Annotated in this window: 13 protein-coding genes and 1 pseudogene; 10 read left to right on the forward strand and 4 right to left on the reverse strand. The window is 64.8% G+C overall.

Going from position 1 to position 25292, the window contains the following annotated elements:
- From AC1DKV_RS21095 to AC1DKV_RS21105, 3 genes and pseudogenes are all read right to left on the reverse strand, one after another.
- Positions 1–158 (reverse strand): annotated as a pseudogene (locus tag AC1DKV_RS21095) (carbonic anhydrase); the annotation flags it as partial.
- A 333-nt stretch (positions 159–491) separates the two neighbouring features.
- Positions 492–1133 (reverse strand): glutathione S-transferase N-terminal domain-containing protein, encoded by a 642-nt coding sequence (locus AC1DKV_RS21100; protein ID WP_477137886.1) that lies wholly within the window; start codon positions 1131–1133, stop codon positions 492–494.
- Between the two features lie 186 nt (positions 1134–1319).
- Complete coding sequence (locus AC1DKV_RS21105) at positions 1320–2228, reverse strand: LysR family transcriptional regulator (RefSeq protein WP_477137887.1); 909 nt, start codon at positions 2226–2228, stop codon at positions 1320–1322.
- Positions 2229–2367: 139 nt separating this feature from the next.
- Here AC1DKV_RS21105 and AC1DKV_RS21110 point away from each other — a divergent pair, with 139 nt between their 5' ends.
- The 6 genes from AC1DKV_RS21110 to AC1DKV_RS21135 all read left to right on the forward strand — a co-directional run bounded on the left by AC1DKV_RS21110 (position 2368) and on the right by AC1DKV_RS21135 (position 11161).
- Positions 2368–3033 (forward strand): gamma-glutamylcyclotransferase, encoded by a 666-nt coding sequence (locus AC1DKV_RS21110; protein ID WP_477116324.1) that lies wholly within the window; start codon positions 2368–2370, stop codon positions 3031–3033.
- A gap of 314 nt (positions 3034–3347) precedes the next feature.
- On the forward strand, positions 3348–4529 hold the full coding sequence (locus tag AC1DKV_RS21115) for an efflux RND transporter periplasmic adaptor subunit (RefSeq protein WP_477137888.1): 1182 nt from the start codon (positions 3348–3350) through the stop codon (positions 4527–4529).
- 22 nt (positions 4530–4551) lie between these two features.
- The gene (locus AC1DKV_RS21120) at positions 4552–7764 is read left to right on the forward strand and encodes an efflux RND transporter permease subunit (RefSeq protein ID WP_477137889.1); all 3213 of its coding nucleotides are present in this window, start codon (positions 4552–4554) and stop codon (positions 7762–7764) included.
- A 23-nt stretch (positions 7765–7787) separates the two neighbouring features.
- A complete protein-coding gene (locus AC1DKV_RS21125; protein ID WP_477137890.1) occupies positions 7788–9335 on the forward strand; it encodes an efflux transporter outer membrane subunit in 1548 nt (515 codons plus the stop codon).
- A gap of 106 nt (positions 9336–9441) precedes the next feature.
- Positions 9442–9621, forward strand: a complete 180-nt coding sequence (locus AC1DKV_RS21130) for a hypothetical protein (RefSeq protein WP_441649969.1) — start codon at positions 9442–9444, stop codon at positions 9619–9621.
- Positions 9596–11161 (forward strand): MFS transporter, encoded by a 1566-nt coding sequence (locus tag AC1DKV_RS21135; protein WP_477137891.1) that lies wholly within the window; start codon positions 9596–9598, stop codon positions 11159–11161. Before AC1DKV_RS21130 ends, AC1DKV_RS21135 begins: the two co-directional genes overlap by 26 nt.
- Positions 11162–11164: 3 nt before the next feature.
- Here the strand turns inward: AC1DKV_RS21135 and AC1DKV_RS21140 are convergent, their stop codons facing one another.
- Positions 11165–11458, reverse strand: coding sequence for a DUF5615 family PIN-like protein (locus AC1DKV_RS21140; protein ID WP_441649971.1), 294 nt, complete (start codon positions 11456–11458; stop codon positions 11165–11167).
- A gap of 365 nt (positions 11459–11823) precedes the next feature.
- Here AC1DKV_RS21140 and AC1DKV_RS21145 point away from each other — a divergent pair, with 365 nt between their 5' ends.
- The 4 genes from AC1DKV_RS21145 to AC1DKV_RS21160 all read left to right on the forward strand — a co-directional run bounded on the left by AC1DKV_RS21145 (position 11824) and on the right by AC1DKV_RS21160 (position 24346).
- Positions 11824–14508, forward strand: coding sequence for a two-partner secretion domain-containing protein (locus AC1DKV_RS21145; protein WP_477137892.1), 2685 nt, complete (start codon positions 11824–11826; stop codon positions 14506–14508).
- Between the two features lie 32 nt (positions 14509–14540).
- A complete protein-coding gene (locus AC1DKV_RS21150; RefSeq protein WP_477137893.1) occupies positions 14541–16271 on the forward strand; it encodes a ShlB/FhaC/HecB family hemolysin secretion/activation protein in 1731 nt (576 codons plus the stop codon).
- Between the two features lie 49 nt (positions 16272–16320).
- Complete coding sequence (locus AC1DKV_RS21155; RefSeq protein ID WP_477137894.1) at positions 16321–17127, forward strand: peptidyl-prolyl cis-trans isomerase; 807 nt, start codon at positions 16321–16323, stop codon at positions 17125–17127.
- Between the two features lie 94 nt (positions 17128–17221).
- Entirely contained in the window at positions 17222–24346 is a 7125-nt protein-coding gene (locus tag AC1DKV_RS21160) for a beta strand repeat-containing protein (protein WP_477137895.1), read from the forward strand.
- The last annotated feature ends 946 nt before the right edge of the window (positions 24347–25292 follow it).

The following is a 25292-nucleotide window of genomic DNA, read 5'->3' on the forward strand; positions in this document are numbered from 1 at the left end:
TCGCGCTGCGTGAGCAGCTCCGGCACCACCCGGCTATCCGAGCAGGCGATGAACAGGGTGCTGGGGCTCTGGCTGGTGGCCAGGCGCTTGAAGAGGTCCGAGCGCTGGGGGAAGGCGTCGCGCTGGAACTTCAGTACGCCGTCGATGATKTCTTGCATGTTCTTGCTCCRTCGGTTGATCTGGTGTGGATCGGGATTCGATGGAGSAAGAATGGACGCTGACAGCTATAAGGTCTAAGACTGGTTTGTTATTCGATCCATAGGCAGGGGCAATAGTTGGGTTGTCTTGCTGATCGGGGCGGGCCTGCCGGTTTTTTGTGCAGGGCAGTTAAAGGCTCACCATCGTTTCGACCGGTGACGGCCCTGCCGGGCGGTGACCTCGTCCATGACCGCGTCGGTTACCGGGTCGCCTGCGTACGGAGATGAGCGACTTCCGGGGAGCGGTTGGACGCTAGAGGCCGGATGCGGCCCCGTCTTGCTTCAGCGTTTCACTCAGAGCGCCTTTTCGGCTTCATGGATGTTGACCATGTCGGTCTCGTCCTTGATTGCCTTGATCGCCGAAGGACGCGCGTTGATGCGTGCGATATAAGCCATGAGGTTCTTCAGATGGCCAATCTGCGCGCCGGAGCGCTCGTGCCACATCGTGGCCCAGACATACGCGTCGGCCACCGTGAATTGCTCGCCGGTCAGATAAGCGCGGCCATCGGMGAGACGCTCATCCAGCGTGGTGTATGCGACGACGAGCTTGTTGCGAGTCCACTCCGCACCCTCTTCCGTCTGCAGCTTGCGCATCAGCGGGATGTGCTTCTGCGCAATTTCCGTTGCGATGAACGTGAGCAGTTGATCCAGCTTCACGCGCTCGAGCGTGCCATGCGCAGGGATCAGGCCTGCTTCCGGATGTTGGTCCGCAAGGTACGACGTGATGATGGTCGTTTCGGTCAGCAGGTCTTCCTGGTCGTTGTCGAGGGCGAGGACCGGCACATACCCGAGAGGGTTGACCTCTGCGAAGTTGTCGCCGTTCGACGTGCTCTTGCCKAACACATCGTAGTGAATCAGTTCCGGGTTCAGACCCAGCTCATTGGCAATCAGTTGGACTGCGAGGGAGCAAGTGGCTTGGGCGATGTAGAGTTTCATGATTCGGTCCAGTGGGTTTCGTTAGCGTTGCGCTTCGAACCACCGGGTCCGTCGCGCCAACAGACCCAACTGTAGTGATCGCCCGGATCAGGATAAACAGGTCAAAATGATGCGCTGTGTCTCCACGTTGGAGACAATACAAAGCAGGAGCGGCCACTGCATCCTCCGGGCAGCAGCTCGACGACGCTAGTCTGTCCGCTGCAAAGCCGCCACGATTTGGTTCAGTACGGCGCGTGTCTTGGCCGGCATTTTCAGGCCCAGCGGAATCATGGCGTGTACAGGAGGCCCGGGCACGTCAGAGCCAGGAAGGATGTGGGTCAATCGGCCCGCGTCGACATGCGGCTGCGCGACGCGGTCATGGATTTGCGCGATGCCGAAACCTTGCACGGCGGCTTCCACCAGAGCGTGACCATCGGCCAGYGCCAGCACGGGATTGAGCGACAGCTCTTTGATATGCGGACCGTCGGCCACCTTCCAAGGCCGCAGCCGGCCAGTGGGCCCTCGKAACACGATGGCGTCGTGGCCAGGCAGGTCTGCCGGCGAGCGAATTTCGGCGCGTTGCTTCAGATAGGCGGGCGCGGCGTAGAGCCCCAGGCGCAAATCGCACAGCTTCCGGACAGTCATTTCGCCATCGTTCGGCAGGGCTCCGATACGCACGACGATATCCCAGCCTTCGGAGACTGCGTCGGACATGCGGTCGGTGAGCGCGAGCTCATAGCTCAGGCGAGGGTATTTCACGCGGAGTTCGGCAAGCGCAGGAAACAGAAGGCGCCCGAAGCCGGCAGGCAGATCGAGCCGCACCTTGCCCATGGGCTCGGCGCGCCGGGCCGCCAATGCCTGGCCAGCCTCACGCAGTCCTTCAAGCGCAGTCTCCGACGCGATCAGATACGTTTCACCRTCTTCGGTGAGCCGAACCGCGCGCGTAGTGCGCTGAAACAGGCGAGTGCCGAGTGCCGCTTCGAGTCGCTGAACCGACTTGCCGACGTTTGACTTGCTTGTTCCCAATCCCTCGGCCGCGCGCGTGAAGCTGCTGCTTCGGGCGACGGCGACGAAAGCCTCGATATCTGAAACGGAAGCATCTAAGCGATCAGACATTGTGTCCTAGCCGGAGACAAAGAGTCCCAGATTAGCATGTTTATCAAGTGACTTCCGACACCAACAATGCTKCCATACCCGCGGCATCAGCAGACCGATTCGCGATCCCCCTAGGCCGACTGCGGCCAAGCGAGAGAGCATGTACACGAGAGAATCAATTCATTCAGGAGCCTGGCTGGGGACCTTAGCCCTCCCCAAAGCCCTAGTCTGGACCCGCGCCCAGATTGACGCCTCGCTCGCGGCAACGATGCGCGCCAGGCCTCCCGGCGAGGACATCTGGGTCTTCGCCTATGGGTCCCTGATGTGGAACCCATTGCTCACTTTCGACAGGCGCGACGTGGCGACTCTCCACGGTTGGCGCCGCAGCTTCTGTCTGCGGATGGTGGCTGGTCGCGCGTCGTCGGACGTGCCCGGAAGAATGCTGGCACTCGAGCAAGGAGGCACCACGCAAGGGGTTGCGCTCCGGCTGACCTCGGTTCATCTCGAGGAAGACCTTCAAGTCCTGTGGGTGCGCGAAATGATCGCGGGCTCTTACGTGCCCACCTGGGCCTCGTTGGCGCTGGCCGATGGCTCCCGGGTGACCGGCATTGTGTTCGTMGCCAATACCACCGGCATCCAGTACGAGCGGGACGCAAGCGTGGAAAGCGTCGCGTCCATCGTCGCCGTCGCCAAGGGATCGTTTGGGTCCAACGCCGAGTACGTCCACAAGCTGGATCGCGCGCTGTTCGACTGCGGGTTGAGGGATGAATACATCGCCGACCTCGCCAAGGCGCTCCGCCAGAAATCAAACGGAACGTCGCCTTAAGCGTCTGCGCGGCACTGTAGTTCCCACATTAGAAACACGTGTGCGTCGCACTGGCCGCCGCACAGCTTCAGGCAATGCAGGTGTTCACCCGTGTCGCCATACACAAGACGCGMCTGGGCTCCCCTTCATCCAGATTGTATCCATAGAGGACACAAAGTGACCAAGAAACGCATCTTTATCGATGCGTGCGCGAGAGTAATACTGGTTTCCAAGCTAGAGCCACACCCGCGCGACGTAGCGAATGGATGGAGCTCCTGGACCGAAGCACCCGATTTGCTTTGAAACGACTTTAAGACKGAAAAGGAATCTGAATCATGACTACCAATCGCAAGAAACTCACGATGGCAGTTGGGATGCTGTTTGTCGTGGGTGTGGCGGGCCTGGCGCTCACCCATGGCAGCGACGGCTCGGTGGCGAGCGCTACGGCCGCCTCCCCTGCACCCGCCGCGCCAGCCATCGATGTKGACGCCGCCACCGTGGTGAGCCAATCCATCGTGGAATGGCAAGACTACTCGGGCCGGCTGGAAGCCATCGACAAGGTCGAGATTCGTCCGCTGGTGCCTGGCAAGATCGTGGCGGTCCAGTTCAAGGACGGCCAGCTCGTCAAGAAGGGCGACTCGCTCTTCACCATCGACCCGCGCCCCTATCAAGCTGAAGTCGACCGTGCTGCCGCGCAACTGGCTGCTGCCGAGGCACGCGCCAGCTACACCTCCAGCGATGCAGCCCGTGCCGACCGCCTGATCGAAAGCAACGCCATCGCCCGCCGGGACTTCGACGAGAAGCACAATGCCGCGCGCGAAGCATCGGCAAGCCTCAAGGCCGCGCGTGCCGCGCTCGAGGCAGCCAGGGTGACGCTCTCGTACACCGACGTCGTGGCGCCGGTAGCAGGCCGCGTGTCGCGCGCCGAACTGACGGTTGGCAACATCGTATCGGTCGGCGCCGGTGCGCCGCTGCTCACCACGCTGGTGTCGGTGTCGCCGATCTACGCCTCGTTMGACGCAGACGAACAGACCTACCTGCGCAMGCTGCGTCGCGGTGCCAATTCGCCGATGCCGGTTGAACTGGGCCTCGCCGACGAAGCGGGCTACTCGCGCAAGGGCGTGATCGTCTCGGTCGACAACCATCTCGACACCACGTCCGGCACCATCCGCGTTCGCGCTCGTATCGACAACGCTGACGGCGCGCTGGTGCCGGGCCTCTACGCCCGCGTCAAGGTCGGCGGTGGCCAGACGCAACCCGTGGTCATGGTTGACGACGCCGCCATCGGTACGGACCAGGCCAAGAAGTATGTCCTCGTGGTCGACGCAGGCAACCGCGTGCAATACCGCGAAATCACCCTGGGCGCGCTCCATGAAGGCTTGCGCATCGTGGCAACCGGTCTGAAGCCGGGTGAGCGCATCGTCGTCAACGGCATCCAGCGCGTGCGCCCGAACGACACCGTCAAGGCGCGCAGCGTCGACATGGTGAGCGCAGGTAACACCAAGTCGGCAGCCTGATACGGGGCAACGGAGTCACATCATGAACATTTCTAAGTTCTTCATCGACCGGCCCATCTTCGCGGGCGTGCTGTMGGTGATTATCCTGCTTGGCGGCGTGATCTCGCTCTTCAAGCTGCCCACGGCCGAATACCMGGAAGTGGCGCCGCCTTCGGTGGTGGTGCGTGMGCAGTATCCAGGCGCCAATCCGAAGGTCATCGCGGAAACCGTCGCCTCGCCGCTCGAAGAGAAAATCAACGGCGTCGAGGACATGCTGTACATGCAGTCGCAGGCCAACAGCGACGGCAACATGACCACCACGGTCACGTTCAAGCTCGGCACCGATCCGGACAAGGCTGCACAGCTCGTGCAGAACCGCGTCAACCAGGCGATGCCGCGTCTTCCTGAAGACGTCCAACGCCTGGGCGTAACCACGGTMAAGTCGTCACCGACGTTGACCATGGGCGTGAACGTTGTCTCGCCGAATGGCAAATACGACCTGACCTACCTGCGCAATTACGCGCTCATCAACGTCAAGGACCGGCTCGCCCGTGTGCCCGGCGTCGGTGAGGTCGCGCTGTGGGGCGCCGGTGACTACTCGATGCGCGTCTGGCTCGATCCGCAGAAGGTGGCTCGCCAGAACATGACGGCCACCGAAGTGGTCAAGGCGATTCGCGAACAGAACGTGCAGGTGGCGGCCGGCATCATCGGTGCATCGCCGATGGCCGCCAACGTGCCGATGCAGCTGAGCGTGAACGCACAAGGTCGACTTAAAACGGAAGAGCAGTTCCGCGGCATCATCCTCAAGACCACGCCTGAGGGTGGCGTGGTGCGCCTGTCGGACGTAGCACGCATCGAACTGTCGTCATCGGAGTACGCACTGCGTGCGATGCTCGATAACAAGGATGCGGTACAAATCGTCATCTTCCAGCAGCCGGGTGCGAACTCGCTGCAGATCTCGGATGACGTGCGCGCCATCGTGGCCGAACTGCAGAAGGACATGCCCGACGGCGTGAAGGCCGAAATCGTCTACGATCCGACGCGCTTCGTGCAGGAAAGTATCGACGCGGTGGTTCACACCCTGTTCGAAGCCATCGCGCTGGTGGTGCTGGTGGTCATCATCTTCCTGCAGACCTGGCGTGCTTCGTTGATTCCCCTGCTGGCCGTGCCCGTCTCCATCGTCGGCACGTTCACGCTGATGCATGCGTTCGGCTACACCATCAACGCATTGTCGCTATTCGGTATGGTGCTTGCCATTGGTATCGTGGTCGATGACGCCATCGTGGTCGTGGAAAACGTCGAGCGCAATATCTCGGCAGGTTTGTCGCCTCGTGCGGCTACGTACAAGGCCATGCAGGAGGTGAGCGGGCCGATTATCGCCATCGCCCTGACGCTGGTAGCCGTGTTCGTGCCGCTGGCTTCGATGTCGGGCCTGACCGGCCAGTTCTACCAGCAGTTCGCCATGACGATCGCCATCTCGACGGTCATCTCGGCATTCAACTCGCTGACGTTGTCGCCGGCCCTGGCTGCGCTGCTGCTCAAGGACCACCACGCATCGAAGGACCGTCTGACCCGTGTGATGGACCGCATCCTCGGCCCGTTCTTCAACGGCTTCAACAAGGTGTTCCAGCGCGGCTCGGAATCTTACGGCAAGGGCGTGGGCGGCGTGATCCAGCGCAAGCTCATCATGTTCGTCCTTTACGGCCTGCTGCTGGCGCTGGCCCTGTTGATGGGCAAGATCGTGCCGGGCGGCTTCGTGCCGGCGCAGGACAAGGACTACCTGGTCAGCATCGCGCAACTGCCGGCCGGTGCTTCGCTGGACCGCACCGAAGACGTGGTGCGCCAGATGGGTGAAATCGTGCTGAAGCAACCGGGCGTGGTGCATGCCCCGATGTTCCCGGGATTGTCGGTGAATGGCCTCACCAACTCGTCGAGCAGCGGCCTGGTGTTCCCGGTGCTCAAGCCGTCGAAGGAGCGCGGCCCTGGTGAATCGGCTGCGGAGATTGCTGCCGCGCTGAACGCCAAGTTTGCCCAGATCAAGGGCGCGCAGATCGCCACGTTCCCGCCGCCACCGGTGTCGGGCCTGGGTACGCTGGGTGGTTTCAAGCTCCAGCTCGAAGACCGTGGCGCACTTGGCTACGAAGCGCTCAACGAGGCGACGCAGGCATTCATCAAGGCTGCCTCCAAGGCACCGGAACTGGGCCCGATGTTCACGAGCTACCAGATCAACGTGCCGCAACTCGACGTCGACCTGGACCGCGTGAAGGCCAAGCAGCTCGGCGTGCCGGTGACCGACGTGTTCGATACCATGCAGATTTACCTCGGTTCGCTGTACGTGAACGACTTCAACAAATTCGGTCGCGTGTACCAGGTGCGTGCCCAGGCTGACCAGCAGTTCCGCGCCACCGCCGCCGACATCCTGCAACTCAAGACGCGCAACGCCGCCGGTGAAATGGTGCCGCTGTCGTCGCTGGTGAAGGTCACGCCGACCTATGGTCCGGAAATGGTGGTGCGCTACAACGGCTTCACCGCAGCAGACATCAACGGTGGCCCGGCGCCCGGTTACTCGTCGGGCCAGGCTAAGGCCGCTATCGAGCGCATTGCTGCCGAAACGCTGCCGCGCGGCATCAAGATGGAGTGGACCGACCTGACGTATCAGCAAATCCTGGCCGGTAACGCCGCCATGTGGGTGTTCCCCATCAGCGTACTACTGGTGTTCCTGGTGCTGGCCGCGATGTACGAAAGCCTGACGCTGCCGCTGGCCATCATCCTGATCGTGCCGATGAGTATCCTGTCGGCGCTGCTCGGTGTGTGGCTGACCAACGGCGACAACAACATCTTCACGCAGATTGGCCTGATGGTGCTGGTGGGGCTATCCGCGAAGAATGCCATCCTGATCGTGGAGTTCGCTCGCGAGCTGGAAATGCAGGGCCGCACCATCATGCAGGCCGCCATCGAGGCGAGCCGGCTGCGCCTGCGCCCGATCCTGATGACCTCGTTCGCTTTCATCATGGGCGTGATTCCCCTGGTGATGTCGACCGGCGCCGGCTCGGAAATGCGTCGTGCGATGGGCATCGCGGTGTTCTTCGGGATGCTGGGCGTGACGTTGTTCGGCCTGCTGCTGACGCCGGTGTTCTACGTGGCGCTGCGCAAGATGGCTGGTAGCAAGCCGATCGTTGACAAGCACCACACGCATGCCGAACCGCTGCACGCTGGGCACCCGCTGCACGTCGTCAAGTCCGCTTCGGCGCAATGAACAKGGAAACCAAGGAGATCATCATGAACGCATCCATGACCCAATGGCTGAGCAAGGGCTCGATGTTGCTGGCGTCCCTGCTCGTTCTGGCCGGCTGCTCGCTGGCACCGACCTACAACAAGCCTGCTGTGCCTGACGGCGCCGGCACCAGCTTCAAGGAGGCGCCGGCTGACTGGACGCAGACCACGCTGAAGCCGGCGGAAGCCGGCACCTGGCAGACCGCCAGGCCGTCCGAGGAACTCTCGCGCGGCGAATGGTGGACCATCTTCGGCGACGACAAGCTCAATGCGCTGGAACAGCAGGCGCTCGAGGCKAATCAGAACCTGGCTGCCGCCGCCGCGCGGCTGAAGGAGGCGAGGGCCCTGAACCAGGCTGCACGTGCAGGCCTGTTCCCCACGCTCGACGCGGGCTTCGGCCCGACACGCCAGCAGGTGTCTGGTGCCTCGCTGCGCCAGCCTGACGGCACCACGGTCCCGCAGCAGACGTTGTGGCGCGCGCAGGCCAGCGCCTCGTACGAAGTCGACCTGTTCGGCCGCGTGGCATCGTCGGTGGACGCAGCCAAGGCGGACATGCAGCAGAGCGAAGCGCTGTTCCGCTCGGTGCAGCTCGCGTTGCAGGCCGACGTGGCGCAGAACTACTTCACGCTGCGCGGTCTCGATGCCGAGGCTGAGGTGTTCGCCAACACGGTGAGCCTGCGTGAACAGGCGCTCAAACTGGTGCAACGCCGGTTCGACGAAGGCGACATCGGCGAACTCGACGTCGCGCGCGCCAAGGCGGARCTCGCCACGGCACGCTCCGATGCGATGTCGGTGCAGCGTCTGCGTGCGGCGTCCGAACATAGCCTGGCCGTCTTGCTCGGCAAGACGCCTGCCGAGTTCTCGATGCCCGCGGCGCCCATCGAAGCCGTCAACCTGCGAATCCCGGCAGGCCTGCCGTCGTCGCTGATCGAGCGTCGTCCGGACATCGCCGCCGCCGAGCGCGCAATGGCTTCCGCGAACTCGCGKATCGGCATTGCAAAGGCGGCATTCTTCCCGTCGCTCACCATCACGGGCGTGGGCGGATTCGAGTCGGCCACGCTGGGCGACCTGTTCAAGTGGAGCAGCCGCGCGTTCCTGCTCGGGCCGCTGGCTGGCACGTCGCTGAACATCCCGCTGTTTGATGGTGGTCGCCGTACCGCCAACCTGGCCAATGCGCGCGCCGCCTACGAGGAAGACGTGGCGAAGTACCGTCAACAGGTGCTGACCGCATTCCGCGAGGTGGAAGATGGTTTGTCGGACCTGCGCATCCTGGAAGGGCAGAAGCAGACCCAGGCCGAAGCGGTGCAGTCGGCTACGCGAGCCGCGGATATTTCGCGCATGCAGTACACCGAGGGTGCCATCAACTTTCTCGATGTCATTGACGCTGAKCGCACCGCGCTGCAGACGAAGCGGGCAGCGGTGCAATTGCAGAGCGTGCAGGCCGCGGCCACGGTGAACCTGATCCGCGCGCTTGGTGGCGGTTGGGGTGATGCTTCGGTTGGGGATATCGCCAAGGCAGACGAGCCGAAGGAAGCCAGCGTCGTGAAGCGCTGATTCAGAAGTCCGCGATTGTTTCGATTCTGGATACGGTGAATCGCCATTCGAAGCCTTTATCCAGGAGGGGTCAAGCGCTACATTTCCGCCTTCCTGCGCCGCCGGCATGCGGCAAATCGCTGCGGCGAGCGGCGCGCGCAATCTCCCTCCCGCCAAACACGCATCGTTGGATTCCGCGCCCAACCGCCGTTGGCGGATCGCACCCAGATTCGAGCATCTCGATGCCATTGACGGCATCCAATCCATTATCAAAGTCACCAATGAAATCGCCAGATTCCTCAACTGACAGTCACGCTTCCGAGCGCGGCAAACCTCTCATCCTGCTAGCGGTCTGCATGGCCGCAATCGTGCTGCCACTAAGCTTCACCGGCGGTGCAGTCTCCACGCCCGCCATCGGCCGCGAGCTCGGCGGCAGTGCGGTCTCGCTGACCTGGATCACCAACGCCTTCATGCTCAGCTTCGGCAGCCTGCTGATGGCGGCCGGGGCGCTGGCCGACGTCTATGGCCGCAAGCGTTTGTTCGCCATCGGCATCGGCTTCTTCGTGCTCACGTCGCTGGCACTCGCTGCCGCGCCGTCGGTCGCGTGGCTCGATATCCTGCGTGCCGTCCAGGGGATTGCGGCCGCTGCGGCACTGTCCGGCGGTACCGCAGCACTGGCGCAGGAGTTCGACGGCCACGCGCGCACCCGTGCATTCAGCATGCTGGGCACGAGCTTCGGCATCGGCCTCGCCTTCGGCCCGCTCCTGGGCGGCGTGCTCATCGATGCKTTCGGTTGGCGCTCCGTGTTCCTGTCGACGGCCCTGGTTGGCGCAGCTGCCATGCTGTTCGGCGTGCCGCGCATGCGTGAGACCCGCGACCCCAACGCGCAGGGTCTCGATTGGCCCGGTACCATCTCGTTCACCGCCACACTGGTCCTGTTCACGTTCGCCGTCATCCAGGCACCCGAAAGTGGTTGGTCCAGCGCGCTTGTCGCGGGTTCGCTMGCTGCCGCGGCACTGACGCTGGCCATTTTCATCTATGTCGAATCTTGCTCGGCGCGCCCGATGCTCGACCTGAGACTGTTCCGCATTCCGCGCTTTGTTGGTGTGCAGATGCTCCCCATCGGCACGTGCTACAGCTACATCGTGCTCGTKGTGATGCTGCCGCTGCGGTTCATCGGCATCGAAKGCATGAGCGAAATTGATGCAGGCATCCTCATGATTGCACTGTCGGCACCGATGTTGGTTGTCCCCGTGCTGGTCGCCACGCTGACTCGCTGGGTCTCCGCCGGCGTGCTCTCGGGCATTGGGTTCCTCATCGCCGCAGTTGGCCTCCACTGGTTCAGCCAGATCGACGTCGGCGCTGCCGGTTTTGCCGTGGTGGGGCCGATGCTTTTGATTGGTATCGGCGCTGGCATGCCTTGGGGCCTGATGGATGGTCTCGCAGTGAGCGTGGTACCCAAGGAACGCGCGGGGATGGCAACGGGCATCTTCAATACKACGCGCGTGGCGGGTGAGGGGATCGCTCTCGCCACGGTCAGCGCTGTCCTGGCTGCCATTGCACAGGTCAGCCTGAGCGCGGTGCTGGCAGAAGCCGGATCAACTGCCGGGAAGGTCGGCGAAGCGGCACAACGGCTCGCTACCGGAGACCTGGCGCACGCCGCCGAGGCGCTGCCGCAAGTCAGCCACCAACTGCTGGTCGCCGGTTACGGAGACGCCTTCCGCATGCTGCTGCACGTGCTGACGGTCATCACCGTCCTGTCGGCTGTCGCGGTATTTGGCTTCCTCTCGCGCACGCCAGAGGAAGCCAGCGCGCTGGCTACTGAAGAGCTGGGCTCCAACGCCTGACCTTCAACAACAGACCTGGCTTGCGCCGGAATTCAGGCACACCAGTCCCGCATGCAGGGGCTGCCGCGCGTGGTGGCCGCCGGGTGGTCCACCGAGCGGCCCGCGAAAGTCCGCGGCGTTATGAGTGACGAGCGCATAGTCGTGATCGACTGCGTACCGGATCAAGTCATGGTCCTTCATCCCACTTAAGCCGCGATCGCGAACACAGGTTGTGTCCCAGTGACCTCTTTGAGCCGCGTCCTGAACGAGATTTGGCCATAGACACTCATCGATCAGAAACCGGTACTTTGCCGTCACGACCAAATGCAGAGAGACTTCAATAAAAATCGCCTATTGACAATTTTGCGTGCGCCGAGGTCCGTCGAGTGCGAGGGTTGAGGGTGCCGGGGATGGCTTGGTGGGGCTGCTTCCGGTAACGCCGGTGCAAGCGATAGTCGTCCTCTTTCCGCGCCATGTAGCGGGGCTTGCCCTGCTCACGCCCACCTCCCCCCGAAACTCTGCAGTTTCAGCCCGATCCACCAACACATTGGGAAATTTCCCCGAAACCACGCCTATTTCCCTCCGGTAGCGTCTAGGCCTCGCATCGCCATGCGCTCCACTGCAAGCCGAGCCGGCTTGCCAGCACCAGCGCAAGGCGCTCGCTCATGCTACCCGGAGCCGTCTTGAAGCATTTCGCCTTGCTGCAATCCCTGCTGTCTCYCGCCCACCGCTTCTACGCCCTGGAGGGCGAAGGCACGGTGGAAGCCTGGCTGGGCCGCGAGGCGACCACCGGGTTGTCGCATTGGCGCATCGTGTGCGTGAGCGCGGATGCGCGCTTTTCCCTCAAGTCCCTGAAGTCGTTCAAGTCGTTCAAGGGCCAGCGCGCGACCCTGCTCACCACGCTGGCCTGGGGCGCGCTGCTGCTCGCGGGCACGAGCCTCGCAGCGGGCGTGGTGCCCGACGGCGGCACCGCCACCACGGCTACGATCGGGGCCAATGGCCGTATCACCGTTGGCATTGCCAATGCGGTCGGCGGCGTTTCCTCCAACACGTACCGGGACTTCAATGTCCCGCGCGCCGGCGTTGATCTGGATAACAACGCGGTGCGCGCCCGCACCATCCTGAACCAGGTCACCAGCACCAATCCCTCGCTGCTCGAAGGGCCGTTGAGTGTGCTGGGGCCTCGCGCCAATGTCATTCTGGCCAATCCCAACGGGATCACCGTGAACGGCATGACGGTGCAGAACATCGGCAAGCTGGCGTTGACCACCGGGCAGGTCGACCTGACGACGCCCAATCATGCCACCGGGCAAAAGAACATCACCATCAAGACGAGCCAGGGCTTGCTCGAGATCGGCCCGGAAGGACTGTCCGGTGAACTGCTTCAGCTCGAACTGATTGCCAGGCAGATTCGCATTGGCGGCAGGATCGAAAACCGCTACAGCGACCCTAGGGCAAACCTGCGGTTGGTTGCGGGAACCAGCGAGGCGGAGGTCGATACGAGCCTTTCGGCCACCGACAATCAGACTGACTGGATCCGGTACACGGCGCCGGGTGGCATTCCCGGCCACGGCATTGCGGTTGACATCACCGGTGCCGGTAGCCTGGCTTCGGGCCGCATCGAGATGCTCGTGACCGATCAGGGTGCCGGCGTACGGCACGCCGGCAACGCCTATGCCACCGCTGGCGATTTCGTGGTCTCCGGGACTGGCGATCTGCAACTCGCCTCCGGCAGGATCCAGGCCCTGCAAGACGTGCTGATCGCCAGCGGCGGCTTCACCGGCACAGGCGATGTAGATGCCGGCCGGCATCTCCAGGTCACCGCCGATCGCATTGACCTGAGCGGCGCCACGCTGGCAGCCGGGACCCGCGCAACGGGAGATCTGGTGATCGGMACGGCAAGCCAGGCACACAGTCAGGCGGTCAGGCTGACCGACTCGGTGCTGAGCGCCACCGGCGGCATCGGGCTGCTCGACAACGGCGCGGGCATCGCGCTTACCGGCACGCAGGCTACGGCGCAGGGCAACTTCGTCATTGCCACGCCGCAATTCCAGACCGCGCAGGGCAACCAGCGCACGGCGCTGACCTCGCGCAACGGCTCGCTGACCATCCAGGCAGACACGGCAACGCTGTCCGGTACCGACCTCGACGGCGTGGCCGGCACCGGCATCCAGGCGCGCGATCTCAAGCTGCGCGATGCCGCCATACGCGCCGCCGGCGCCGCCGTGGCGATCGATGCCACCGGCAGCTACATCCAGCAAGACAGCAGCGTGCTTGCCGCCACCGACGTGCGGCTCCATGCAGGCTCCGTCTTGCTTGACTCGGCCGCCACGCAATCGACGCTGGTCGCCGCCAACGGTGGCGTGCTGCTGCAGTCCGATGGCGCGCTGACCAACCAGGGCGCGCTGATCCAGGGCCAGGCGCGCATCGCCGGGGAGATGCTGTCTGCCGGCGCCGTTACCGTGCTGGCCGGTGGCAGCGTGTTCAATACCTCGACGCCGCAGTATCTGGGGATCGTCTTCGGTGCCGGCGACGACGTGACCGTCCGGGCCGGGGGCGATGTCCTCAATCGCTACGGCCGCATGCTCTCGAACGGCTATCTCGCCGTGTCGGCCGGCGGCGATATCCACAACGAGATCACCAAGCAGGGCGGTGCCAATGGCGAACAGCCGAGCTACCAGACCAGCAACGGCCGCCGCTGGCTGGTGCTGACCAAGACCAGCACGAGCTTCGACCTGGATTATGGCCAGGTGGACCGGCCCGGGCAGATTGCCTACCTGCTCTCGGACAAGGGCACCACGCTCAGCGGGCGCAACGTCATCAACACCGGCGGGGAAATCTACGCCAACAACGGCGCCATCACGGTGCGCGCGGCCGACACGTTCCGCACCGAAGGGGTCACCGGCGGCGCCGCGCATTACGCCCGCAGCTGCCTGATTGTCTGCCGCACCTMGGCGTCATCGACCACCACCGTGACGGGCGGCCTGCTGTCCGCCGGCGGCAATATCGACGTCCAGGCGGGCAAGCTGGCCGCGAACGTGGGCGGGCGCGTGCTGGCGCTGGGCGACCTGACGGTCAACGCGCCGCTCACMTATGCCGGCGGTGTCACCGGCTACACCGCGGTCGCGCGCGACCGCGGGTTCAAGGCCTTCTTTGGCGACACCTGGGCCAGGCTTTATGCGACCGACATCSGCGGGAGCTGGATGGCGGCTGGCCGGACCCGCATTAGCGGCGACACCATGACGGATGGGGGCAGTTTCGATGGCGACGTTGCCATTGCGGGCACCACCACGGTGACGCGCCCGCGCCAGCGCACGCCCGTCACCGTCGAGAACCATCTTGGTCTCGCTTCCTGGTTGTGGCAATGATGCGGTGCGCTCCGCGATCCCGGCTGTCCGTAATGGCCGTGTCMATCCTGTCAGCCGGTCCGGCGCTGGCCCAGGTGCCGCCATCGCTGCCATCGCTGTCTCAGCTCACGCCGGAAGATCCGGCGCAGCGCCTGTTGCGCGAGCAGCGTCAGCGTGATCTGGAGCGCGAGGCAACCCAGCCGCCCGCGCAAATCCAGAGCCAGCAGGTATTGCCGCCCGATGCGCCTATCGACGCCGTGCCGGAGACGTCCGCCACCTTCGAGATCCAGCGTATMGAGGTGACCGGCAATACCGTGCTGTCCGATGCCGAGATCGGCGCCATCACGGCGCCGTTCATCGGCAAGCCATTGGGGGCCAACCGCATCAACCTGTTGCTGCGGCGCTTCACCGAAGCCTTCGTCGCCCGGGGCTACATCACCACGCGCGCCTATCTGGGCGAGCAGAATCTCGCGACCGGCGTGCTCAAGGTCACCGTCGTGCCGGGCACGGTCGAGTCGATCCGCCTCAACGGGCGCGCCATCCGCCCGGGCGATGGTGGCTGGTTCGATACCGTGGGCGGCGGGCTGCTGACGGACGCCGGCACTGGCTGGCAATTCCCCGCGCCGGGCGACCCCCTGCGCCTGCAGGACCTGGAGCAAGGGGTCGACCAGATCAACCGCCTGCGCCGCAACCGGGCCGAGCTCCAGATACTGCCCGGCCAGACGCCGGGCAGTTCGGTGGTGGCGCTGGCCAACCAGCCCGGCGACCGTTTCCGCTTCAGTGCCGGYGTCGACAACTATGGCAGCCGCACCACGGGCATCTCGCGCACCCGGCTGGGCATCGATGCCGACAACGCGCTGGGTTTCCAGGAAGCGGTCTCCGCGAGCTATGTCGGCACGCGCGATACCAATGCGGCCGTGCTCTCGGCGGCGGTTCCGTTCGGCTACAACACCGTCAGCTACACCGGCTCGGTGTCCGAGTACCAGACCGCCATTGGCGATACCGCGCTGCTGTACGGCCGCACCTTCGGCCACACGCTGKGCTGGAACCGGGTTCTTACCCGCGACAGGAGCGGGCGGCAAGCCTTCGACCTGACGCTCACGCATCGCAAGAGCGAGCGCGAGATCAACAACCTGGAACTGGATCCCCAGCGGCTCACCGTGCTGCGCGCGGCCTGKAGCGGCTTGCGGCGCTTTGCCGCCAGCGACCAGCCGGGCTATGCCACCGCCGAGCTTGGCGTCTCGCGCGGATTGCGACTTGTCAATGCAACCCGGGACCCCGCCGATATCCGCCCGGACGAGGCGCATGTGCAGTTCACCAAGCTCGATGCCAATGCGAGCCTGCAACTGCCCTTGCCRCGGGCCTTCGACACGGCACGGCTCGCGTGGCGCGCGCAGCTCGTCGGGCAGTGGGCCAACGTGGCCCTGTTCGGCTCCGAGCAGATCTACGCGGGCGGCATCAGCACCGTGCGCGGCTTCCGCGAAGGCGCCATCGCCGGCGACCGCGGCGCCTACCTGCGCAATGAGCTGGTGTGGGCCAACGCGCCAGCGCCGGCCGGCTTCCGCATGGAGCCCTACCTGTTTCTCGACGGCGGCCAGACCCAGGCTGTGGCGACCCACCGCTGGCAATCGGTGGCCGGTACCGGCGCGGGCATTCGTCTCTCCGCCCAGTGGGCCAGGCAAACGGTCACCAGTGAACTTCTGGTCGGCGTGCCGCTGGCGCAGCCCGGTTATCTGGGCGCAAAGGCACCGGTCCTGCTGGCCACCCTCAACTGGACCTACTGAGTGCGATGTGAATTCGCCTAACCGATACCCGATCTCCAAGGAAATGAATATGCAATCCCAGATTCTCCGCCTGGCCGCCATCACCGCATTGGCCTTTAGCCTGCAGTCTGCCTTTGCCGCTTCGGTGAATGGCGTGGCAATCCCCGACGAGCAGATCACCCGTGCCATTCAGCAGGCGCGGCTMCCCGATAACGACGCGACGCGCAACGCCATCAAGCAGCAGCTGATCGCGCATGAGCTGTTCCGCCAGGAAGCGGCCAGGGACAAGGGGCTTGAAGCCCGGCCCGATGTGCAGCAGGCCCTGCGCGAGGCGAAGAACACCATCCTCGCCCAGGCCTGGCTCAAGGACCATATCAAGCCGGCGGCGGTCACMGAGGAACAGGTGCGCGCCCGCTACAACGCCATCGTGGCAAGCCTGGGCGACAAGGAATACAAGGGGCGCCTGATCGAGGTGGCCGACGATGCCGCCGCCGCCACGACGCTCGCGCGCATCAAGGCCGGCGAGGACTTCGTCAAGGTGGCGCAGCAAGTMAGCCTCGCACCGTCCAGGGCCAGCGGTGGTGCGATGGACTGGCTCAGCTTCAAGGTGCCGGCGCAGGAAGGCCAGACCCAGAACCTGCCCTTGCCGCTCGCGCAGGCGCTGTCCACCCTGCCGGCTGGCGCGGTGAACGCCACCCCCATTGCCTGGAACAACCGCCGCTTCCTCGTCAAGGTCGACGAAGTGCGCGCGACCCAGGTGCCGGCCTATGACGCCGTCAAGCCCGGTATCCAGCAAGCGTTGCAGGCGCAGGAGCTCCAGCGGGCGACGACCGCGCTGGTCACGCAACTGCTAGGCAAAGCCAGKATCACGCAGTAAGGCGGCGCGCAAAGCCCGTCGGCGGCTAGCTGCCGCCCTCCGACGCAACAAGTCCAAAGCATCGTCAGGAAGCATCATGTACCGCGAGAAACGAGTGTCTCTGCCTCAGGACAACGCACAACCCGATCCATCGCCCGGCATCTCCATGGCGGAGCGTGGTMGTCGCAGCGTGTGGGTGCGTGCGCTCGCGGGAGTGGTTGCCATCACGACGTGGCTCGCGCCGCTGCAGGTGTCCTTGCAGCAGGCCAGGCAGGCGGCAGGGGCGCTGGCGGCGGGCGCCGCCGATCCGGCCAGTCTTGCGGCACAGTCTGGTGCCGTGCGGCAAAGCCTGTTGCGCTGGGCGGTCGCGCACCTGCCGGTGACGGTCAGCTTCGGTTCCGCGGCAGCCCATGCAGCGCCGATCACCGACCCGAACGCGCCGGTACGTTTCACCCCGTCGATCACCACCACCATCGGCCCGGGTGCGCCGGAGGGCGGCGTGCCCGTGGTGGGCATCACCACGCCCAACGCAGCCGGCATCTCGCTCAACCAGTACCGATCCTTCGTGGTCGACCCGATCGGCCTGATCCTCAATAACAGCACCACCGGCGGTGGCACCTTCCTCGGTGGCCAGGTCGGCGCCAACGCCAGTCTCGTCACCTCTGGCCCGGCGGCCCTGATCATCAACCAGGTCACCAGCCAGACGCCCGCCCGGATCAACGGCACCATCGAGGTGTTCGGCGCCCCGGCCGGGGTCGTGGTCGCTGCACCCGGCGGGGTCTATACCAACGGCGCGAGCTTCACCAACACCACCCAGGTGACGCTCACCACCGGCGTGCCGCAATTCCTGTCGGCCGCGGGGACATCCACCAGCTTCGATGCCGCCACTGCCGCTGGCTTCCTCGTGCAGGGCGGGCGGGTGCAGATCGCCAACCCGTCGCCGGGTAATCCGAACGGTGTCGGTATCGAGGGCACGGTCGGCGATATCAACCTGATCGCCGAATCGATCGGCGTCGATGCGGCGCTCTACGCAGGCAACCAGATCAACCTGGTGGCCGGGCGCCAGATGGTCACGCCCTCGGTGACGCCCTCAGACGGCGGCTTTGCCACCACGGCCACTGGCGCCAACAACGCGGCCAGCAACACCACCGCCGCCAACGGCCTGGCGATCGACGCCACCGCGTTCGGCGCCATGACCGCCGGACAGATCCGCATCGTCAGCACCGCCGCCGGCCTCGGCGTGCGCGCCGACGGCAATCTCGCCGCGTCGGCCAGCAATCTGACGCTCGATGCCGCTGGTAACCTGAAGGTCGGCAACACCTACGCCAAGCAGGCGGGGGCGCTCAATGCCGCCGGTTCCGTCATGGCGTCGGGCAATGGCCAGAGCGAGGCCGGATACACCGTCAGCGCCGCGCAGGACGCGACCCTGGGCGGCACGCTGAGCGCGGGCAAGGCCGTAACGGTTTCCGCAGGCGGTTCGATCAACGGCGCCGGTGGCGTCCAGGCGCAGAACGCAGTGAACCTGGCCGCTGGCGGCAGCGTGGACGTAGGTGGGGCGGTGAGCGGCGCGCAGATCGCCATCTCGGCCACTGGCAACGACGGCCGCGGCGACATTCACCTGGGCGGCGATGTCGCCTCGCCGGGCACGATCCGATTCAACGCCGCGCGCGACACCACCATTGATGGCAGCGCCGTGTCGGCTGCCGACCTGGACCTGTCGACCCGGCGCAATCTCGCCATCAACGGCATGGCGGGCAGCACCGGCGGCAACGTGTCGCTCGCCGGCGTCACCGGCAGCGTCACCACCACCGGTAATGTCGTGTCGCCCGGCACGCTTGCCGTGAGCGCGGGCACCGATGCCAATCTCGGTGGCCAGGTGCTCGCCACCGGCCCCGTGAACGTGACTGCCCGGAGCGGAAGCATTACCACCAGCGGCCAGATCGGCAGCAATGCGGACCTGACCCTTGCCGCCGCGCAGAACGTCACGGTGGGTGGCCAGGCCCAGAGCGCGGGCAAGACCACCATTACCGCCGCCGCCGGCAGCGCCGCGATCAACGGCGCGCTGACCAGCGATGGCGACGCGGCCATCTCGGCGGGGCAGAACGCAAACGTGGCCGGCAGCCTGGCCAGCGGCGGCAACACCACGGTCCAGGCAGCCGCTGGCTCGGCCGCCGTGAGCGGCGCCCTCTCCAGCGTGGGCAACGCCATTGTGAACGCCGGGCAGAACGTCACGCTGGGTGGCAGCGTCCTGACTGGCGGCAATCTGTCGGCCACGGCGGGGCAGAGAATGCATGCCGGCCAGCTCACATGGGTGGGCGGCAATGCCACCTTGCGCGGCACCGACATTCAGCTTGGCTCGACGGCGACCCAGGCCAACGCCGTCAACGGCACGCTCGATGCGGTCGCCACCCGCGGCCTCGCCCTGACCGGTGACACCACGGCCACCAACGTCACGCTGGGCGGCCAGTCGATTGCCAACAGCGGTGCGACGCTTGCCGCGCGGCAGCTCACCGTCAACGGCGGCACCGTGACCAATACCGGGACGCTCGCCGGCAACCAGGTCAGCGTAAATGCCGCCGATCTGGTCAACCGCGGCACCGTCGGCGGCCAGACCGCCAACGTGACGGCGGCGAATTCCCTGGACAATGCCCAGGGCCTGATCGCTGGCACCGAGGCCCTGACCGTGACCACGGGCGCGCTCGCCAGCAACCAGGGCGGGACCCTCTTCGCTGGTGACCTTGCKGGTTGGGCGCCCACGGTAGGCGACCTGACGCTGTCCGTCACAGGTGGCAACGGGAGCTTCAACAACGCGGCAGGCCAGATCCTGGCGGGCAACAACCTCACGGTCAATACGCCGAACCAGGTGTTCGACCCGTCGGCKGCCACCACCKGCACGCTGAACGCCAACGCCACCCTGACCCTCGTCGCGCAGGCCGTCAACAACACCGGCATGTGGAACGTGCCGGGCGGCAGCGTGGTGCTCGGCGCCAGCCAGGGCATCACGAATTCCGGCACGATCCAGAAGGCCGGCGACCTGGCCCTGGCTACCGGCGGCACGCTCACCAATTCCGGGCAGATCGTAGGCGGCGGCAATCTGTCGCTGTCCGCCGGCACGCTGACCAACTCCGGCACCGTGCACGCGAATGGCGATCTGGCACTGGCCGGTAACGTTGCCAACAGCGGCACCGCCGAGGCACTGGGCAATCTGACCGTCACCGGCGGCGACTACGACAACCGCGGCGGCACCACCCAGGCGGGCGGCGACATCAAGGTCGATCTCTCCGGCACGCTCAATAACATCGGCAGCGTGATCGGCGCCAACGGCAACCTGCACATCGCCGCCGGCTCGGTCATCAATGACCGCACCGCCCCGGTCGATGCAGGTAGTTCCACCACCAAGGTGGTCAACGACAGCCTGCTCAATTCGACCATCATCGGCAGCTATTCTCCCTGGCTACCAGGGGGGTCTTGCGACAGTTGCTCCGCCTATGTACCAGGTGCACGCACCAATATCACGCTGGCCGACGTCACGCGCAATCCCGACGGCACCGTGCTGTTGGTCCTGGGCGCGGAAGTCATACCCTCGAACGGGGACCAGCAACTTGCACAGGCGCTGTGGCACCTGATCCCGGGCACCCTGGGCAGGAATAGCGTGCCACCTTTCCTCCTGATTCCCGACCACATCCGCAATATCGGCGGCATCCCCACCGTCGACCATACGGTCGTACGGCAAGTCGACGGCACTGCTGGCCAGATCATCGGTCGCGGGAACCTCGACATCACTACAGCTTCGCTTTCCAACAAGGGCGGTGTGATCTCKGCGGGCAGGGATGTCACGCTCAATGTCGGCAGCCTGGACAACAGCCGATCTGCCACGCTGATCAACAGCGAAGGGTATTCGGTGAATCAGGGCGAGCTTTCGGCCTTCATGGCGCAGCTCACGGCACTGACAAGGGACAATGGCGGCGTCTACGGGGCGGGACCGTTGGTTTATGGCACGCCCCCGAGCATGAGCGCCTGCGACTCCTGCACCGCGCCGCCACCGTGGTCGCCTGTCGCGCTGGGCCAGACTGCTACCGGGGCGACAGCGATCGCGCCCAACCAATCCACCGTCAGCCACCAGCTCGGCAAGGCCGGCCAGATCACCGCCGGGGGCAACCTGAGCCTCACCGGCACCGGCKACCTGACCAACGCCGGCGACCTGGCKGCAGCGGGCAAGATCGCCATCAAGACGCCAGGCACCTTTACCAACCAGGGCCTCCACGACAGCAAGATCACCACCACGCCGGGCTGCGTGGCCGGCGCGCCGGATTGCCCGGACGACAGCAATCCCCGCGTCGATACCCTGGCCTGGCAGCAGACGCCCAGCACCGTGGCGGCCGGCCAGACGCTCACGGTGAGCGCCGCCAACATCCAGAATCTGAACGCCACGCTCGCCGCGCAGGGCGATGTCAGCCTGCACGCGACCAACAGCGTGACCAACCGGGCTGGCGCCATCCAGTCATTGGCGGGCGATGTCTCGATTACCGCGCCGACGCTGGTCAACGCCACCATGGATCCGGTGCGGCTGCACAAGAGCTACGGCGGCCAGAATCCGCCCTACGCCGGCGGCTGCAATCCCGCCGGGACTTATGGCAACAGCCAGTGCGCGGCCGACGAGGATAGCGCCGCGGGCCCGGCCGGCGTCATCTCGGCCGCGCGCGACGTCCAGCTGTCCGGCACGACCTTGACCAACAAGGGCGCGCTCATCACCGGCGGGCGCAACGTGACGGTCGGCATGGCCGGCGCGATCGACAACACCAGCCTCCCGCTGAACGCCGACTGGGTGGGCCGCTGGCAGGAAGACCGCAGCGGCGGCGACCGCTGGCACGACACCGCCGGGCGAGCCACGCTCGGCAGCCTGGAGTCCGGGATTCAGGCAGGCAATACGCTGTCGGTGACGGCCGGTGGCCAGGTGCTCAACACCGGCAACCTGATGGGCAACACGGTCGACCTGACCGGCGCGGCCCTGGTGAACGGCTACACCAGCCCGGCCCAGCCGACGCCGCCCGCGACCGGCGCGCAGCAGGTCATCTCGCTGGGCCCGGTGGTGACGCCGGGCGGCGCGGTACCGGTCGCCACGCCAGTCAATAACCCCACCACGCCCTGGCAGTTCAACCCGGTCATCGTGGCCACGCCGTCGGCGCCCACCACCGGCAGCAGCCCAAGCGTCGCCTGGCACTTCAACGCCAACCTGGGCGGCAATCCGGTCACCGTGCCCACCGGCACCACCGACCGGGCGCAATACCTGAACAACAGCCCGGCCACCGCCGTGCTGGCCGGCGTCACGCCCGACAGCCTGCTGGCGCAGCTGCCGGCCGAATTGCGCCCGGGCAATGTCAGCTTCTATTACGACCCCTACACCGAGGGACAAAAGCTGCAGCAAGCCGCGCTGCAACAGACGGGCCAGGCGAGCTTCATCAATGGCCTGGCCTGGGACAGCCAGAACCAGCTGTCGGTGACGGACCTGGAGAAGCTGAGCCTCTACAAGAATGCGGCGGATTACGCCAAGGCGCACAACATCGCGCTGGGCACGGCGCTGACGCAGACGCAGATCAACGAGCTCGACAGGCCGCTGCTCTGGTACGTGCAGCAGGCGGTGCCGGACCCGAACTGCAACACGGTAGCGAGCACGGCGTGCCCGACGGTGAACGCGCTGGTACCGCAGGTGTACCTGCCGGAAGGCTATGCGCAGGCGCTGACCAAGCCGACCGGCGGCATGATCGCCGGCCAGGAGGTAACCCTGGACATCGCCGGCCAGCTGCGCAACAGCGGTGTGATCACGGCGGGCGACACGCTCAATGTKAAGGCGGGCAGCATCGACGCTGCCCCCAATGTGGTGGACATCGGCACCTCGGCCTACAAGGCGCAGGGCGGCTGGAACGTGATCACCGGCACGGTGGTGCAGCCCGGCGGGTTCATGAGCGCGATGCACATGAACATCGAGGCCGACAGCATCCGTGCGATCAACGATGCGTTCCTGGTCCGCGGTGCCGACGGCACGGTCGACGAGGCCGCGACCGTGGCACTGGTGAATCAGTTGAAGGCCAACCTCGGTTTGAACTACACCGAGGGCACGGTCGCCGACGATATCCATACGCAGTTCATCAAGGAGAAGAAGGGGTTCGGGCCGCTTGGCCAGATCGTCATGATCGTGGCGGCKGTGGCGCTTGCCGTGGTGACCGCCGGCGCCGCAGCTGCTGCCTTGACTGCAGCGCAAGTCGCTGCAGCCGAGGCGGGTATGGCAACGCTGATTGCGACGGGATCCATCGCGGAAGCGACCGCTGCCGGCGGGATTCTGGCGAGTTCGGCATTTGCCGCCGGAGGCATGGCCAACCTTGCCATTGCCGGCGCGCTTGGCAGCATTGCTTCCAGTGCGGCCATTCAGCTTGGCGTGACTGGCACGATCAAGCTCGATMAACTGGCGACGGCAGGTATCGCGGGAGCGGTAACCGGGGGGCTGGCGGGGTACTTTGGATCCAGCTACGGCGTGGACCGTCTGCTGGCGTCTGGTGTGGCTGGTTGTGGTACGGCTGCGATGCAGGGCGGCGATTGCAAGTCCGGGGCAATGACGGGCTTTGCGACGGCTGCTGTTGCTTGGGCAGCCGATGCAATGCGGCAGGACCAGATTGAGTCGTCCCAGCGATTCAAGGGTGTCTACGATACAAGGGATGAAGATGGAAGACTGGTTTCGAATGCTACTGGACCCAGCTCTGGCATTAACGGCGACGGCATGAAGATTGCCGGGACGCGCGTTAGCGCTGACGACTTGCGAAAATACGGAACAGTTGTCGAGCGACCGGATGGGGCTTGGGATTTCACCGGAACAGGAATCAACCCGGATACGAATGACAAATGGACTCTGCCTGAAGCTCTCAATAAAGAGGGGGGCCTAACCGGCGGATTCCAAGGGCTGCCAGGTACCCTTGCTAAGTCACCTTATCCTCCTGGCACGTTCACGGACAAGGTGCTGGAGTCATTTGCCGGCCCTCATGACTATCTAGGCAGTTTKACTGCGTATGACAGCTTGGGAAATCTAAAGGAAGGGATGACGAGCTTTCAACGCATGATGTTTGAGATCCAGACCGATATCGATATTCCATTGGCAGCTCCATTCGCTGGCGTGACATTGCTCAATCAATACGGTATAGATTGGTCCGTATTCCGTAACCAGAGCCAACAATCGAAGGATGCCAAATGAGTGGAATGAAGTTAGTCTTCCCCTTTCTGGTCATAGCCTGCTCGGGTTGCTTCCACTCGCCGCCGAACTACCCCGGTGCTGGCGGTKAGAACATCGACCCGTCTCGCTATGTTGATGCAGCATGCACTGATTTGACCGGTCGGTATGACGGGAGGGGCGAACTTCTGGATGGAGATGCCACTGCGCAAGGTTGGGCAAAGACCAGGCGTTTAGACAATGTATTCCCATTTGCGAAAGCGGACGAAGTGTCTGCAATTGACGACGCATCTAGGTCTGAGACAGGACGCTTCCAATACCCAAAGGACGGGCAAGTATCGCTGGTAAGGCAACGGATCTTCCAAAGTAGGTTCACATATCCCAACGGGCGAAGTGCGATACAGCGGTTTTCCTTTGAGGACAACAAGCGCTTCGTTTGTACTGGGGCTGATGGAAAAATAACCTGGGGCGGCGCGAGCAAGGGGGGGCGTTCCGAATTTGGACCGAATACATCTGATTCGGTGGCCATGCTCTACCTCGATGAGCGTGGCGATCTCATMTATGAGAAATCTACGCAGATTCACATGAATATGCTGCTTGGCGCGATTCCTACTGGGACAGCCAGACACTTTGCGAAATATAGATTCAAGCGGATCCAATGATCAAAGCCCCCTTCCGTCTCCGCTCACGCCGTCGGTGGCTCGCCGCGGGCTATTGCCTGGCGCCTTCCGCCTGTGCCCAAATGATTTCAATAGCACCATCGACCATCGAGGTCTCGCAACCAAGCGAGGCTGCCCGACGCGTCCAGATCCTTATGGCCACAACCGTCACCGGCTATTCCCGCACGCTGGCCGACAAGTCGGTCCGGCCGCGTGCCGCAGGGCGACGTTTACCGGCCCGTCGGCACCATTTTCACAATCGAGGGCCGCAAGGTCCACGAGGCCTACCTGGTCATCCGCGACAGGACCCT

Source organism: Cupriavidus sp. 05T41, assembly GCF_056396525.1.

What these genes read in the sequence shown, in the direction of transcription:
- AC1DKV_RS21130 (WP_441649969.1), top strand. Translation starts at nt 9,442, where the DNA reads ATGCGGCAAATCGCTGCGGCGAGCGGCGCGCGCAATCTCCCTCCCGCC.